The organism is Acetivibrio clariflavus DSM 19732, assembly GCF_000237085.1.
GTDB lineage: Bacteria > Bacillota > Clostridia > Acetivibrionales > Acetivibrionaceae > Acetivibrio > Acetivibrio clariflavus.
Genome location: NC_016627.1, coordinates 1,130,633 through 1,146,123 on the forward strand (window position 1 = coordinate 1,130,633; position 15,491 = coordinate 1,146,123).

Sequence of the window (15,491 nt, forward strand, 5' to 3'; positions counted from 1 at the left end):
CTTAAGAATTTCCGATTTATATTAAAGCAGTATAAATAAAGGTTGCTTTACAAAAATTTAATAAGAGGTGATTGTAAAATTGCAGATAAACAACTATGTAAAGCAATATTATCATAAAACTATGCTGTCTTAGCGCATTTTCCTTTCCAAATTTTTAATTCTTTGTAATCTCCTTTTCTAATGTGTAAATATTTTAAAGGAAGAGTAACTGGAGTTATTGCGCATAGTTGTTGTTTAAATTTAACAATTTTAGTTATGAATATTTATAAAAATTAAAATATGTCAATATATCAAAATTTAATTACTTGGTGTTTAAAAAACAATGCAGAGCATTACTGAACACAAGCAGAAGTAAGCAAAATAAAAAATGAAAGGAGAGCTTTAAATGGAGCAAATGCTGGAAGATATGGAGCTGCTGGAAGATACTCACAAAGACAAATATCTGACTTTTACTTTGGGAAAGGAAGAATATGGTATAGGAATAGGTTATGTTACTGAAATAGTAGGGATTCAAGAAATTACAGAAGTTCCTGAGCTTCCTCACTATGTAAAAGGTATTATCAATTTGCGAGGAAAAATAATTCCCGTCATTGATGCAAGGCTGAGATTCGGTAAAGAAGAAAAAGAATACACTGACAGAAACTGTACAATAGTTATTGAGGTTAAAAATGTAACTATAGGACTGATAGTAGATGCCGTAGCAGAAGTTTTATCTATTGATGAAGAAAACGTTGTACCGCTTCCGCGATTAAACGGTTATACACATCATAAATACATACAAGGTATAGGAAAAGTAGGAAATAATGTCAAACTGATTCTGGATTGTGATAAATTGTTTAGTGATGATGAAATGGAGAGTTTGAGTAATATTATATAAATTATGTTTTCTCTTCTGCTGGTAAATAAACTTGACTATATAGTTTTTATGCACTTACCTACAAAAGTTAAAAACATAATAAACCATTAAGCGCAATACAAAACATATACGATGATAGGAGGATGATATCAATGAGTTGGTTTTACAATTTAAAAATTTCTGTTAAGTTGTTAATTAGTTTTATGATAGTAGCAACAATAGCCGCAGTTATAGGAATTGTAGGAGTTGTTAATTTAAGAAATATTGACTACCAGAATACTTTATTGTATGAGGAAAATGCACTTGGCTTGCAATATGCCGGAGAAGCAAACGGACGATTTCAGAGGACGAGAGTAAATACTTTAAAAGTATTGTTTTTGGGGGATAATAGTGATGCTCGTTCAGAATATATGGGAAAAATAACAGAACATCTTTCTAATGCTGAAAAAGAATTGAAAGCTTATGAAGATGGAATTATAAATGAAAAGGACAGAGAAATATTCGATGAACTCAAGCCGCTATGGGAAGAATATAAATCTATAGTTCAAAACTATATAGGACTTATACAGTCAGGTAAGATAGAGGAAGCCAAAAAACTTTTATTGGAAGATTCCGATACAACTATAGACTCATTAAATGAATTGTTTTTAAAAATTTCTGAATATAATGCAACCGCAGCTAAAGAAAGAGCAGACAGTAATACCAGAGCTGCTAATTCAGCTGTTAGTATGATGATCATGGTTATAGTAATTGGTGTCATTATGGCTGTCTTTCTGGGTATATTTATCTCAAGGATCATAAGCAAACCAGTGAAAATGTTGGAAGGAGCTGCGGAGAAACTTGCTCTGGGGGATATAAATGTAAAAGTTGAAGCTACTACAAAAGATGAAATCGGAAGTTTAATGGCGGCATTTTCAAAAGTGGTGGATAATATACGTGAACAGGCACATGCTGTTGAAAAAATTGCAGAAGGGGATATGACCATTCAGGTGAAAGTTAAATCGGAGAATGACCTCATGGGTAAAAAGCTCACAGAAATGATAAGGATAAATAATGAAGTATTGGGGAATATACGTTCTGCTGCCGATCAAGTGGCTTCCGGTGCGAAACAGGTATCGGATTCCAGTCAGATACTATCTCAAAGTTCAACAGAGCAGGCAACTTCAATTGAAGAAATAACGGTATCAATGTCGCAAATCGCGGAACATACCAAGAGGAATGCTATGAATGCGCAACAGGCGAACGAAATTAGCTTAAAAGCCAAGGAAAATGCGATGGCCGGCAACAGACAGATGCAGGAAATGATAAAAGCTATGGCGGAAATAAACGATTCATCGGCAAATATATCAAAAATTATAAAAGTAATAGATGATATAGCGTTCCAGACAAATATTCTGGCTTTGAATGCTGCTGTTGAAGCTGCGCGAGCGGGACAGCACGGAAAAGGCTTTGCAGTGGTGGCCGATGAAGTAAGAAATCTTGCCGCAAGAAGTGCAAATGCAGCAAAAGAGACTACCGAACTAATTGAAAATTCAATTAAAAAGGTGGAAATAGGGAATCAAATAGCCAATAATACAGCAGAGGCATTGAATGAGATAGTGGACGGTATCAGCAAGGCGGCTGAACTGGTGGGAGAAATAGCCACAGCGTCAAATGAACAGGCATCGGGCATTGCACAAATAAATCAGGCTATTTCCCAAGTGGCCCAGGTAGTACAGACCAACTCTGCTACAGCAGAAGAAGGTGCTTCGGCTAGTGAGGAATTATCCTCGCAGGCAGAATTGCTGAAAGAATCGGTCAGCCGATTTAAATTAAAAAAGTCTAAAGGAAATTTTGGGCTGGAAGGGTTAGATGTCGAAACAATAAAGTCAATTGAAGAGATGGTTGGCAGGAAGAAACTACATAAACCAAGCAGGAAAACATTTGACAGTAACAATGAAGATTTGGTTTCAGTGGGAAGTGAACATAAACACGAGATATCTCTGGAGGATGACAATTTCGGGAAGTACTGATAAATGTTAAAAAATTCTAATTATTAAAATGTACCTTTTACATTAAAAATTTATATCCTATGAGTACGATTAAAGGGGGCTGTATGCCCCCTTTAGTTAGTGGTAAAAAATTTTAATTGTTGATTGTTTTGGATAAAGTTTTTAATAATTTTTAATTAATTTTGAAGGTAATTAAGAATTCAATATCAAAATATCTTTATGAAGGCTGGAAAATAAAGTTCGGTTTTATGGATCGATTCGTTCGGTAAGGGGGATAATATGGAAGATTTACATTTGAAAGTACTTGAAAAGCCAACAATCAGCTTATTGTGGCCAAACGATGAATACTATAAGTCATGGATGAAAAATGCAGTATATACCAGAAGATTTGTCGAGGATCTAAGCATTGATGCAATATTGGATGAGATCAGGTTTGACAGGACTGAACGTGAAAAAATCAAGTTATTGTTTGCAAACCCATGTACCGACGAAGAGGTATTGCAATACAGATTGGATATAATGCAGGATTTTCTGGATAATGATTGGATTTTAAACAACTTTAAAGAGTTTGCTAAAACAATGGATTTTGTACTAAGCTGTTCAAAGGAAAGATTTGCAAATATAAAGGGAATTCATGTTCAAACATATTTTTTTGAAAAAGCTTCTGCTTATACAGCTTTAATTTCGGGGATAAAAAGTTGCCTGAAAGAAAAAAGTGCAAATATAAAGTCTGAAGGTCTTAAGCGGCTACTTAAATATGTTGAGAGAATCAGTGAAGAAGATGAATTTAGAACAATGGCTGAGGAAATAAAGAGAGTCACTGAGGAATATGAAAAAATACCCGATGTGTATCTCGAACTTGATTACTATCAGGGTTTAAAAGAAATTACATTTAATATTGAAAAGGTAAAGATGCATAAATCCTTCAAGGAACCTTTAATATCCCAATTACTTAGCAGCGGGGCAGCGTTTCTGGACAATAATGAGAAAAGTTACATTAACATATATTATGAAGCTCGATTTTCAAGACTGGAAGAAATTATATTTGAGAGATTGCAGATGAAAAACCCCGAGGTTCTGGAAAGTTTGCAGACTTTTTATAATAGGTATTCCGAGCAGGATTTTGAAGATATCTGCGGCATAAAAACCGAGGCGGAATTCTATATAAAGCTTACCGAACTTATAAAGCGCATAGAGAGGCTAGGACTTAAGTTTTGCAAACCCTTGATAGAAAAGGACACAGAGATGAACACAAAAATTGACGGGCTTTATGATTTGACCTTGGCGCTGCAAAGGATAAAAGACGGAAAATATGAGCTCGCAAAAGAGGTTGTTTGTAATGATTTGAGGTTTGATGAAGAGGGACAGATTTTTGTTTTGACTGGACCTAACAAAGGAGGAAAGACAACATATATTCGTTCGGTGGGAATTGCTCAGGTTCTTTTTCAGGCAGGCTGCTTTGTTCCGGCATCAAGGGCACAGATGAGCATTGTAGATGCCATTCACACTCATTTTCCTGAAGAAGAAGCTTTGGGAATTGATAAAGGAAGACTTGGTAAAGAGGCAGAGAGAATATCTGTAATTATAAATAATTCCACTTCAAAAAGTTTGGTTCTTTTAAATGAAACTTTTTCAAGTACAAGAGAAGTTGATGGATATTACCTTGGAAGAGACGTGCTCAAAATTTTAATGAAACTCAGATGTAAAGGCATTTATGTTACTCACTTTGGCGAGCTTGCTGATGATATTGACGCATTAAATGAGGTGGTTCCCGATGGAAGCAAGCTTGCATGTCTTGTGGCAGGAATTGAGGATACCGATAATAAAGGAATAATGGGGAACAGGACTTACAAGATAAAAAGAATGAAGTCCTCAGGACTTGGTTATTCAAGGGATATAGTTTTAAAACACGGACTTTCTTTGGAACAGATTATTGAACTTCTTAAGATTAGAGGATATATTCCCAATTAGGAGGATATTTATGGTTAGCAAAGTCAGCCTTTTATATAGGAATGCATGCAAAAAGCTGAAAATTGAAGGTGAAAATCCTGATTTTATTAAAGATTTGCAGTTGGATGAGATTCTCAAAATTATGACATCGGGAAGCACAAGTATAAACGCAGAACGTGTTATTGTTTCGGTTTTTTCTGAACTTTGTCAGGACGCGGAGGATATTTCATATAGGTATGAAGTACTTCAGGATTTCATTGAACAGCCTCAAATGCTTTTTGATTTAAAAGCTGCTTTTGACATGATGATGCCGATTGAAAGAGAAAGGCAGTTATCAAACAGGAGAAGAGCTGACGTTACAGCAGAATATAGACTCGGATATGGAGTCAATACGTTGCTTGGATACAGCAGTGTATGTAAAAAGGTAGGGGAGGTATTAAAAGGATACAGGAACAAATATTCATCCCGGGGATTGAATCTTTTATACGAGGCTGTTCTTAGTTATGTCGATAACGATAATTTTTATAAACTTGAAAAGATCTTGTTGGATCTTAAAAAGTGTACCCAGGGATATATCAGAATAAAGCTGAACGCAAAGCTGGATAGCTGCTTCAAACTCAAGGATGCTGTTATTCTGGATATTGATAATAATGGATATGTAAGCAAAATACTGGAGAGGGATGAATATATAAAAGCACGCCTGTCAAAAGGATTTAAGAGCCTGAAAAATATTGGGCGAAAAATTCAAGGCAATTATGTTTTAAAGAACATAGATTATATTCTTGAAGAGAATGCTAATGAGATTAAGGATAAGACTCTTAACGGAATTGTTCAGATATTGGAAACTATGATTGCCAATATCTCATCCTTTCTGAGAAATCTTTCCGACGAAATGTTGTTTTATGAAGGTGCGCTAAAACTTGTGCAAACAATGAAAAAACTAGGATTGGTAACTTCAAGGGCAGATATGGCACCAATTGATGAAAGGACTTTTATTGCAGAAGATTTATATGATTTAAGTTTTGCTTTTTACCTTTCTGAAAAAGGTTACATGAATCCTCTCGAAAAAATAGTTACTAATGATGTTTATATAAAAGGAGATGAAAGGATCCAAATTATTACCGGACCCAACCAGGGAGGAAAAACTACCTATATAAGGGCAATGGGTATTCTGCAGATTCTTGCGCAAGCAGGGATTCCGGTCCCGGCAATGAAAGCAGTAATTAGTCCTGTAGATATGATATTTACTCATTTCCCGGCAGATGAAAAACCCGAAAGCAATGAAGGCAGATTGGGCGAGGAACTGCTCAGAATGAGGACTATAATCGAAGATGCCACAGAGCATAGTCTTGTATTAATAAATGAAGCCTTTGCATCTACCAATTCAAAAGAGGGGAGCATGATTGCGCAGGATATACTGGCGGCAATTGCAATTATCGGCTCCAGATGTTCTTTTGTTACCCATCTTTACGAATTGGCTCATAGGGTTAGCAGCATAAACAATGATTTGGGAAATTTAGGGGTAAAATGCAGCCGTTTAATAAATATGGTGGCTCAATATGAAAAAAGTAAAGATGTCAGAGAGGAAGATTCGGACGTTGAAGTCAGAAAAAGAACGTACAAAATAATTCCGGGTGTTCCTTCCAAATCGAGTTTTGCAGCTGATATAGCCGCTCAGTTTAAAATAAGATATGCTGATTTCATTCAGAAGCTAGAATAGTTCGGGTTTTTGAATACTTAAGTAAAATGTATGATACATATGTCTATTAATAATTGAGATAATTTGCGATTAAATGAGAAAAGAATGAAATTAATTCGATTTTGAGCAATAAAGCAATTAAAAGAGTTATTATAAGACATATCTGCAATTTTAAATGTTTGAAATAAGTATTATAATTAGTTAAGTTGCATATTCTTTCGATTTATAAAAAGCAAAATAAGCAGTGTAAGGTTACAATGGCGTATACTTCTGGTAAACAAGGCTTTTTTGATTGCCGTAATTACTAGTAAAGTATAGGTCATTTGCTTTGTAAGGAAAAAAATATTTTGACTTTTGGAATAAACTAAAATATAAAAACAGAATTGCTTGTTGAACGTATACGGCTGTGCAATAATATCGATGGGATATGTATAAGTAAGGATTTTACCGATTTGCATAAATAATTAAAGTGCTGTGACTTGTAAGGTTGTATACAATGTACAATATGCGAAAGAAGGATTCAGATGGCTGTGTTATTTTTTTTAGTGTTATTTCCTATAGGTGTGGCATTATTAACTGCATTGGCACCTAACCACCAAGTCAGGAATTGGATTGTAAAAGTATCTGCCGGAATTATTTCAGCGGCAACTTGTATATTGACTTTTTTGTTTTTAAAATTTGATTTGAATTACTATGAAATTAATTTTGAGGCCATAAACAAGGTAATGTTATGTTTGGAACTGCTAATTGGAGCATATGTTGTTTATCTCGGTATAAAGGATAAAAAATATTTAATTTCATTGTTAATGGCAGCTCAGGCAATAGTTCTCTGCTGGATAGAGTTTAAACTGATCGGTTCCGTAGAGATAGAATATAACATGTTTATAGATAAGTTTTCACTGATTATGGCTATATTGGTAGGGATTATTGGTAGCTTTATATGCCTGTATTCAGTGGGATATATGCATGACTATCACAAGAATCACAAAGAAATAAAGGATCAGAGGAGAAAGTTCTTTTTTATTTTATTCATATTCTTGTCTGCCATGTTTGGAATGATATTTTCCAATAACTTAATGTGGTTGTATTTCTTCTGGGAGATTACTACTTTATGTTCTTTCCTTCTGATTGGATATACTGGTACGGAGGAATCCAGGAACAATGCCTATAGGGCTTTGATGTTTAATGTTTTGGGAGGACTTGCTTTTGCCGTTGCTCTTGCACTTCTGGCAAGTAAGGCAGGAATATTGGAACTTAATAAACTGATATCCGGCGAAAAAGTAAGTGTATTGATTCCGGCAGTATTGATATGTTTTGCCGGTCTTACAAAGTCAGCGCAAATGCCGTTTTCATCATGGTTGTTGGGGGCAATGGTGGCACCTACTCCGACATCCGCCCTTCTCCATTCAAGTACCATGGTAAAAGCCGGTGTGTATGTGATTATAAGGCTTGCACCTATATTAAACGATACTGCAGCAGGCTTTTTGGTGGCTCTTGTAGGGGGCTTTACATTTTTGATTGCTTCTCTTATTGCCATAGCTCAGACGGATGCAAAAAAAGTTCTGGCTTATTCCACTATTGCGAATTTGGGACTTATTGTAACATGCGGCGGAATTGGAACCTATGAATCGGTATGGGCTGCAGTTTTGCTGATTATATTCCATGCTGTTGCCAAATCTCTTTTATTCCTTTGTGTAGGTACAGTGGAACACGAACTTGGCAGCAGAAATATTGAAGTTATGCATGGACTGATAAAAAAGATGCCAATACTTGCGATCATGCTTATTGTTGGAATTGCAGGCATGTTCCTTGCACCGTTCGGAATGCTCATTAGTAAGTGGGCCGCACTTAAGGCAATTGTTGATACCAATCCCTTGCTTGTAATATTCATTGCCTTTGGCAGTGCTGCAACACTTTTTTTCTGGACAAAGTGGATGGGCAAGATTATTGCAATTCCTCAAAAGGAAGAGCAAATGGAGATTATTGTTAAGAAGACTGAGATATTACCTATGGCTGTGTTGTCTGTTGCTACAATTATGGTCTGTCTGATGTTCCCGTTTATTTCATCGAAACTGGTTAATCCCTACGTAGTAGAGGTATTTAATCATGGCGCTTCCATGGATACAGGAAATGTAATTATTATGTTGATTATGATGGGCTTGATACTATTGCTTCCTATAAGATTGCTGGTATCCAGGAAAGAGTTGAAAGAGGTTTCCATATACTTGGGCGGAGCAAATGCCGATGAACCCAAAAGATTTTATGGCTCAATGGGAACGGTTCAAAAGCTGTATATAGAAAATTACTATATGGACAGGTATTTTGGGGAAGGACGATTGTTTAAAATAGGTTTGGCAATTTGCTCGGCAGCTACCTTATTGATGCTGGTTATGGCTTTTATTTACTAAGGCGCTCCGGCCTCAGATATTTTAATTATGACTTTGGTAAGGAGGCAAAATTTTGAGAATTGCAATTTCTGTAATATTGTTTATAATACTTGGGCCTTTGATAGGTGGACTGTTATCGGGCCTGGACAGAGTTATCACTGCAAAAATGCAGGGAAGAGTAGGTCCTCCATTGTTACAGCCCTTTTATGATGTTTCAAAGCTGTTAAAAAAGGAAACGCTTCTTGTTAATAAAACACAGGACTTTTATGTGTTTGCCTTTTTGGTGCTGATAATTTTTACAGGATGTTTGTTCTTCGCAGGGGAAGATTTGCTTTTGGTGGTTTTTGCACTGACCCTTGCCAGTGTATTGCTGGTGTTAGCAGCTTTTTCTACATCATCTCCCTACAGCCATATGGGTGCTGAAAGGGAATTAATCCAAATGATGTCCTATGAACCCATGGTTATTATTATGACTGTGGGGGTATATATGATTACAAAGAACTTTTATATTTCAAAAATTGTGGCTTTTGACAAACCTTTGATAATGTATTTACCGGGAGTATTTTTGGGATTTTTGTATGTGTTGACTATCAAGTTCAGAAAATCTCCCTTTGACTTGTCGATGTCACACCATGCTCATCAGGAAATAGTAAGGGGGATTACAACAGAGTTCACCGGTAAGAAACTGGCTATGATTGAAATAGCGCATTGGTATGAAAATGTATTTTTATTAGGATTTATATACCTGTTTTTTGCGAATAATCCGGTGATAGGGATAATTGCCACATTAGCGGCTTTTTTTCTGGAGATATTTATCGATAACAGCAGTGCCAGAGTAAAATGGGAATTTGCAATGGTATCTTCCTGGGTTGTGGCAATAAGTCTTGGAATGGTTAATATAGCTGTTTTGTACTTTATTGGATAGGAGGGGATGATATGTCTTCGCTGTCAAGATCACCCTGGGTTCTTCATTATGACGCTTCCAGCTGTAATGGCTGTGATATAGAAGTACTTGCATGTTTGACACCTATGTATGATGCTGAACAACTTGGAGTTATAAATACTGGAAATCCAAAACATGCAGATATTTTTGTAATAACAGGTTCTGTTAACGAGCAGAATAAAGATGTTATAAAAAATCTCTATAACCAGATGCCGGATCCTAAGGTAGTAGTGGCTGTAGGCATATGTGCGGCGACCGGAGGAATTTTTAAGGACTGTTATAATGTCATGGGCGGCGTTGATCAGATTTTACCTGTTGATGTTTATGTGCCGGGTTGCGCTGCAAGGCCTGAGGCAATAATGGAGGGTATTGCAAAGGCTGCTGAAATACTCGAGGAAAAATACCGGCATATGAAAGAAGACAAGTAAATCTTTTTATGGAAGAGGAAGAGTTAATATGACTAATAAACAGGAGATAAGAAATATTACTTTGAATGAACTGGTAAGCAGTGTCAGGGATTTGGCTTCCAAAGGTTACAGATTGGTGCAGATGAGCTGTACAAATTTTGGGGAAAATGTGCAGCTGAACTACTCCTTTGATAAGGATTATGAGTTTATTAATTTGAGGTTGGATATTCCATCGGATACTCAAGTACAGAGTATAAGCAATATATACTGGAGTGCTGTCATGTACGAAAATGAAATACACGACCTCTTTGGATTGAAATTTAATGGAATGGCAATTGACTTCAAAGGTAATTTGTATAGGACCTCAGTAAAGATACCTTTCGGAAGTTGTTGATATTTTGCCTTAAAAAAGCGGGAGGATATATATGTCAAGAAGAACGATTATACCTTTTGGACCACAACATCCCGTATTGCCCGAGCCTATTCATCTGGACCTTGTAATGGAAGATGAAAAGGTGGTGGAAGCAATTCCATCCATAGGATTTGTGCACAGAGGGTTGGAAAAGCTGGTAGAGAAGAAGGATTTTATTGAATATATCTATGTAGCAGAAAGAATATGCGGAATTTGCAGTTTTATGCATGGAATGGGGTATTCTCAAGCAATTGAGCAAATTATGAATATAGAAGTCCCGGAACGAGCATTGTTTTTGCGTACAATATGGGCAGAGTTTTCAAGGATTCACAGTCATTTGCTCTGGTTGGGGCTTTTGGCCGATGCTTTCGGATTTGAGAGTTTATTTATGCAGTCCTGGAGAGTGCGAGAAAAGGTTTTGGACATAATGGAGGAAACTACCGGTGGACGGGTAATATTCGGCTCTTGCAAAATAGGCGGTGTTCGTAAGGATATAGACACTGTAACTCTGAAGAGAATAGAGAAGGTTCTTGTGGACCTTGAAAAGGAAATCCGGGAGATTAGCAATGTGTTTTTGAATGAGTATACTGTTAAAAGCAGACTGGTTGGGGTAGGGGTACTTTCCAAAGAAGATGCCTATAATTTGGGTGCCGTTGGGCCAATGATGCGTGCAAGCGGTATTGCTCAGGATATGAGAAAATTAGGTTATGGGGCTTATTCCCAGTTGGATTTTGAACCTATTACCCGAGCAAGTGGAGACAGTTATGATAGATGTGCTGTAAGGATTGAGGAATTGTTTCAATCAATAGACCTGATAAGGCAGGCCATCGGGAAGATACCGGAAGGTCCTGTTGATACTAAGGTTACAGGAAATCCCGACGGGGAGGCTTTTGTTCGACTGGAACAGCCAAGAGGTGAGGTTGTGTACTATGTTAAAGCCAACGGAACTAAATTTTTGGACCGTTTGAGAGTACGCACACCTACTTTTGCCAACATCCCGGCATTGCTTAAGATGCTAAAGGGATGTGATTATGCTGATGTTCCTATTTTAATATTAACTATAGATCCATGTATCAGTTGTACCGAGAGGTGATAAAATGTTTGCATTTAATATGACTAAATCAATATTTAAAAATTTATTTACAAAATCTCCGGCAGCAAGAGCTTCTCTTGCTAAAAAGGAATTTAAACGAAATACAAGAGGCAAAATTGATATAAATATTGAGTCTTGTGTATTTTGCGGTATTTGCCAGAAAAAGTGTCCGACCGGTGCCATATCGGTAAATAGAACGGACAAGAAATGGGAGATTGAGAGGCTTAAGTGTATAACCTGCGGTTATTGTGTGGAAGCATGTCCTAAGAAATGCCTTTCGATGGGTAATGAGTATTCAGGACCTGCTTTATCGAAGGATAAGGAAGTATTTGAAAATGCACGAGTACTCGATAACGCAACAAATAGTTAAGATAGCTGAAGAGAAAGCAAAAAGCCATGGCGCTGTTAAAATTGAACGGATTTCCCTTGTAGTGGGTGAATTGTCCGGCTTTATCGGGGAATCCATTCAAATGTATTTTGATATTCTGTCAAAAGGAACCCTGGCAGAAGGTGCAATTTTGGACATAACTTATATAAAGCCTCAGCTGAAATGTTCAAAATGCAATACCTATTTTTATCGCAAGAGGTTTTCTTTTGAGTGCCCTCAATGTGGGGGTATGGGTATGCCAACCGAGATTGGCAAGGAGTTTTATGTCAAGGATATTGATATTTATGTCGGGTAGATTTATTTTGCAAAAGCTGTCTGTACGAGGCAAAGGTAAGAACATCGGCGGGAAATTTTTATTTATGGAGGACCGGTGAAATGGAACTTCAAAAAGTTGAAATAATACAGGATATATATAACGAAAATGAAAAAATTGCATTGTCAGTCAAGCAAAAACTAAATGATAATGGGATTTTTGTTATTAATGTTTTAGGTTCGCCGGGGTCGGGGAAAACTTCTGCCATAAAAGAAATTATCAAATTACTTCCCGATGTTAAGTCTTATGTTATTGAAGGGGATTTGGAGTCGGACATTGATACTCAAAAAATGAGGGCAATGGGTGTGGAGACCTATCAAATAAATACCGGTGGAGCTTGTCATTTGGATGCTCCTACTGTGGAAAGGGCACTGGAAAAGCTTAGCCTTAGTGAAAAAGGCATCCTGTTTATTGAGAACATTGGGAACTTGGTGTGTACAGCAGAGTTTGTTGTGGGAGAAAACATAAAAATGTTGATTTGCTCGGTACCTGAGGGAAGCGATAAACCGTACAAATATCCGATAATTTTTGAAAATGCCGATGTCATTGTATTGAACAAGTGCGATTTAAAAGAGTATGTGGATTTTGACGATAAGTTCTTCTATGACGGGATAAATGCTTTAAATAAAAAGGCGCCGGTTTTTGAAGTATGTGCAAAGACGGGAGAAGGTTTTGATAAATTGGTAGAATGGATAAACAAGGTAAGATTATAATGAAAACTTTTGAAATAAAAATTTGGGGAACTGTTCAGGGGGTTGGTTTTAGGCCCTTTGTCCATCGTTTGGCAAAGAAACATGGATTGACCGGTTTTGTTGCTAATGACGGGTCTTGCGTTCTTATTGTCATAAAAGCTGACAACAAAAAACTGGAAGAGTTTATACGAGACTTAAAGCAAAATAAGCCGCAGTCTTCAGACATCGTAAATTTACAGGTGACTGAAAATACTTGCGGCGTTATTGCTTCTAAGGAAGAATTGCAGAACATAAATTCTTTATCTGACGATTTTATAATAAAACCCAGTACTGATAACTCGGAAGGTCCGGTTTTTATCTCGCCGGATATTGCTGTGTGCGATAATTGCCTGAAAGAACTGTACCGGGAAACTGACCGGAGATATCTGCACCCGTTTATCAGCTGTATGGAGTGCGGACCTCGTTTCACTATAATAGACAGGGTCCCCTATGACCGGGAAAATACGACTATGTCCGACTTTCCTATGTGTGATTCATGCTTGAAAGAATACAGGGATATTGATAATATACGTTATCACGCTCAAACTGTTTCCTGCCATGATTGCGGACCGCAGTTGGAATTTGTGGAGGCGGGAAAGGATGGGAAACTGACAGGATTTGAAGCTTTTTTGCGGGTTGTTGAAATTTTAAAGCAAGGCGGTATTTTGGCTGTTAAGGGAATTGGCGGTTTCCATTTGTGCTGCAGCCCATTTAATGAAAATTCCGTAAATAAGCTTAGAAAGCTAAAAGGGCGTGAAGAAAAGCCCTTTGCTGTTATGTTTGATAATATAGCTGAAATAGAAAAATACTGTATTGTATCTTCTGAAGAGAAAAAACAGTTATTGTCACGGGAAAGGCCCATTGTTCTGTTAAAGAGAAAAAAATCGGATATTTGCAAATCTGTTTTCAAATCCAGTAAATATCTCGGATGCTTTATGGTCTACACACCTCTCCATAAGATGCTGATAAATTCAGTTGGGCCTTTGGTTATGACCAGTGCCAATATTTCCGACCGGCCCATAATAATCGACAATGAGAAGATAATGTCCCTAATGGATAAAGGATTGTCGGGGGTTTTATATAATGCCAGAAGAATTCTTACCGGAATAGATGACTCAGTAATCAAGGTTAACTCAAGTACCGGAATTCAATTTATAAGAAGAGCAAGAGGGTTTGTACCGTTACCGTTGTATTTGGGAGACAGGTTTAAAAATGTAAGGCCTATACTTGCATGCGGAAGCGATTTGAAAAATACCTTTTGTATTGCTCAAAACGGTTATGCCTATTTGAGCCAATACGGCGGGGACCTTGAAGAAGAGGAAGCGTTTAGAATGTTTAGGGAGAATATTGACCGATTCAAAAGAATTTTTAGAATCAAGCCGGAAAAAATCTGCTGCGATTTACACCCTGGGTATTATTCTTCAAAGTACGCAAAAGAATATGGTATTGAAGTTTTGGAGGTTCAACACCATCATGCTCATATTTTATCTGTTATGGCTGAAAATTGTTTGTATAAGCCTGTTATAGGTGTTGCCTTTGATGGAACAGGTTATGGAACTGACGGTGCTATGTGGGGAGGAGAGTTTCTTGTAGTATCGCCGGAAGGTTTCAAAAGGGCAGGGCATTTAAAGTATGTTCCCATGCTGGGGGGAGATTCCGGAGTAAAAGAGGTCTTTAAGACAGGATACTCTTATCTGTATGATTCAGGCTTGGACATACACATACGGGATGAGAGGTGGCCTCTTATGAAAGCGGCCCTTGCAAATAATATAAATACAGTAATGTCATCGAGTATGGGAAGATTGTTTGATGCAGTATCTTTTATTGCAGGAATAAAAAGTTATTCGAGTTTTGAAGGGGAATGTGCAATACTGCTGGAAAACTGTGCATCGGATTATATGGAGGCTTTTAACCTGATGGATTTGTTTTCTCATTACCCAATGGGAAAGTCGGTAAATGGGTGCATGCCATATAGTTACGATATAATTGAAATGGACGACAAACTTGTTGGAGATATGAAAAGATGCATTGAAGAAATATTTGCCGACAGCTTAAAGGGTGAGGATAAGCGTAAAATAGCATGGAGGTTTCATTTAACTGTAATTGATTATATATTGACAATGTGCACAAAATTAAGGGAATTATATAATATAAACGATGTGGCATTATCCGGAGGGGTTTTTCAGAACTCAATAGTTTTTGAAGGTGCCGTGAACGTATTAAAGCATAATGGATTCAATGTGTTTTTTAATGTTAAAGTGCCTGTAAATGATGGAGGTATATCGTTAGGACAGGTATTTGCAGCAATGCTGGAAGAATAA

13 protein-coding genes are annotated in these 15,491 nt (G+C 37.0%); all 13 read left to right on the plus strand.

The window, feature by feature from the left end; all coding sequences use genetic code 11:
• Positions 1-385 precede the first annotated feature (385 nt).
• The 13 genes from CLOCL_RS04720 to hypF all read left to right on the plus strand — a co-directional run bounded on the left by CLOCL_RS04720 (position 386) and on the right by hypF (position 15,491).
• Positions 386-877 (plus strand): chemotaxis protein CheW, encoded by a 492-nt coding sequence (locus tag CLOCL_RS04720; RefSeq protein ID WP_014254268.1) that lies wholly within the window; start codon positions 386-388, stop codon positions 875-877.
• 131 nt (positions 878-1,008) lie between these two features.
• Positions 1,009-2,868: a methyl-accepting chemotaxis protein gene (locus tag CLOCL_RS04725; RefSeq protein WP_014254269.1), complete on the plus strand. Its 1,860-nt coding sequence runs from the start codon at positions 1,009-1,011 to the stop codon at positions 2,866-2,868.
• Positions 2,869-3,126: 258 nt separating this feature from the next.
• Positions 3,127-4,818, plus strand: a complete 1,692-nt coding sequence (locus tag CLOCL_RS04730) for a MutS-related protein (RefSeq protein WP_014254270.1) — start codon at positions 3,127-3,129, stop codon at positions 4,816-4,818.
• Positions 4,819-4,828: 10 nt separating this feature from the next.
• Positions 4,829-6,517 (plus strand): MutS-related protein, encoded by a 1,689-nt coding sequence (locus CLOCL_RS04735; protein ID WP_014254271.1) that lies wholly within the window; start codon positions 4,829-4,831, stop codon positions 6,515-6,517.
• A gap of 503 nt (positions 6,518-7,020) precedes the next feature.
• The gene (locus tag CLOCL_RS04740) at positions 7,021-8,904 is read left to right on the plus strand and encodes an NADH-quinone oxidoreductase subunit 5 family protein (protein ID WP_014254272.1); all 1,884 of its coding nucleotides are present in this window, start codon (positions 7,021-7,023) and stop codon (positions 8,902-8,904) included.
• 52 nt (positions 8,905-8,956) lie between these two features.
• On the plus strand, positions 8,957-9,808 hold the full coding sequence (locus CLOCL_RS04745) for a respiratory chain complex I subunit 1 family protein (RefSeq protein ID WP_014254273.1): 852 nt from the start codon (positions 8,957-8,959) through the stop codon (positions 9,806-9,808).
• An 11-nt stretch (positions 9,809-9,819) separates the two neighbouring features.
• Complete coding sequence (locus CLOCL_RS04750) at positions 9,820-10,254, plus strand: NADH-quinone oxidoreductase subunit B family protein (RefSeq protein ID WP_014254274.1); 435 nt, start codon at positions 9,820-9,822, stop codon at positions 10,252-10,254.
• 28 nt (positions 10,255-10,282) lie between these two features.
• On the plus strand, positions 10,283-10,627 hold the full coding sequence (locus CLOCL_RS04755) for an NADH-quinone oxidoreductase subunit C (RefSeq protein WP_014254275.1): 345 nt from the start codon (positions 10,283-10,285) through the stop codon (positions 10,625-10,627).
• Between the two features lie 31 nt (positions 10,628-10,658).
• Positions 10,659-11,738: a hydrogenase large subunit gene (locus CLOCL_RS04760; RefSeq protein WP_014254276.1), complete on the plus strand. Its 1,080-nt coding sequence runs from the start codon at positions 10,659-10,661 to the stop codon at positions 11,736-11,738.
• Between the two features lie 4 nt (positions 11,739-11,742).
• Positions 11,743-12,108: a 4Fe-4S dicluster domain-containing protein gene (locus CLOCL_RS04765; RefSeq protein ID WP_014254277.1), complete on the plus strand. Its 366-nt coding sequence runs from the start codon at positions 11,743-11,745 to the stop codon at positions 12,106-12,108.
• Positions 12,074-12,421: a hydrogenase maturation nickel metallochaperone HypA gene (gene hypA / locus CLOCL_RS04770; RefSeq protein ID WP_014254278.1), complete on the plus strand. Its 348-nt coding sequence runs from the start codon at positions 12,074-12,076 to the stop codon at positions 12,419-12,421. Before CLOCL_RS04765 ends, hypA begins: the two co-directional genes overlap by 35 nt.
• Before the next feature lie 80 nt (positions 12,422-12,501).
• The gene (gene hypB / locus CLOCL_RS04775) at positions 12,502-13,152 is read left to right on the plus strand and encodes a hydrogenase nickel incorporation protein HypB (RefSeq protein ID WP_014254279.1); all 651 of its coding nucleotides are present in this window, start codon (positions 12,502-12,504) and stop codon (positions 13,150-13,152) included.
• The gene (hypF, locus tag CLOCL_RS04780) at positions 13,152-15,491 is read left to right on the plus strand and encodes a carbamoyltransferase HypF (RefSeq protein ID WP_014254280.1); all 2,340 of its coding nucleotides are present in this window, start codon (positions 13,152-13,154) and stop codon (positions 15,489-15,491) included. Before hypB ends, hypF begins: the two co-directional genes overlap by 1 nt.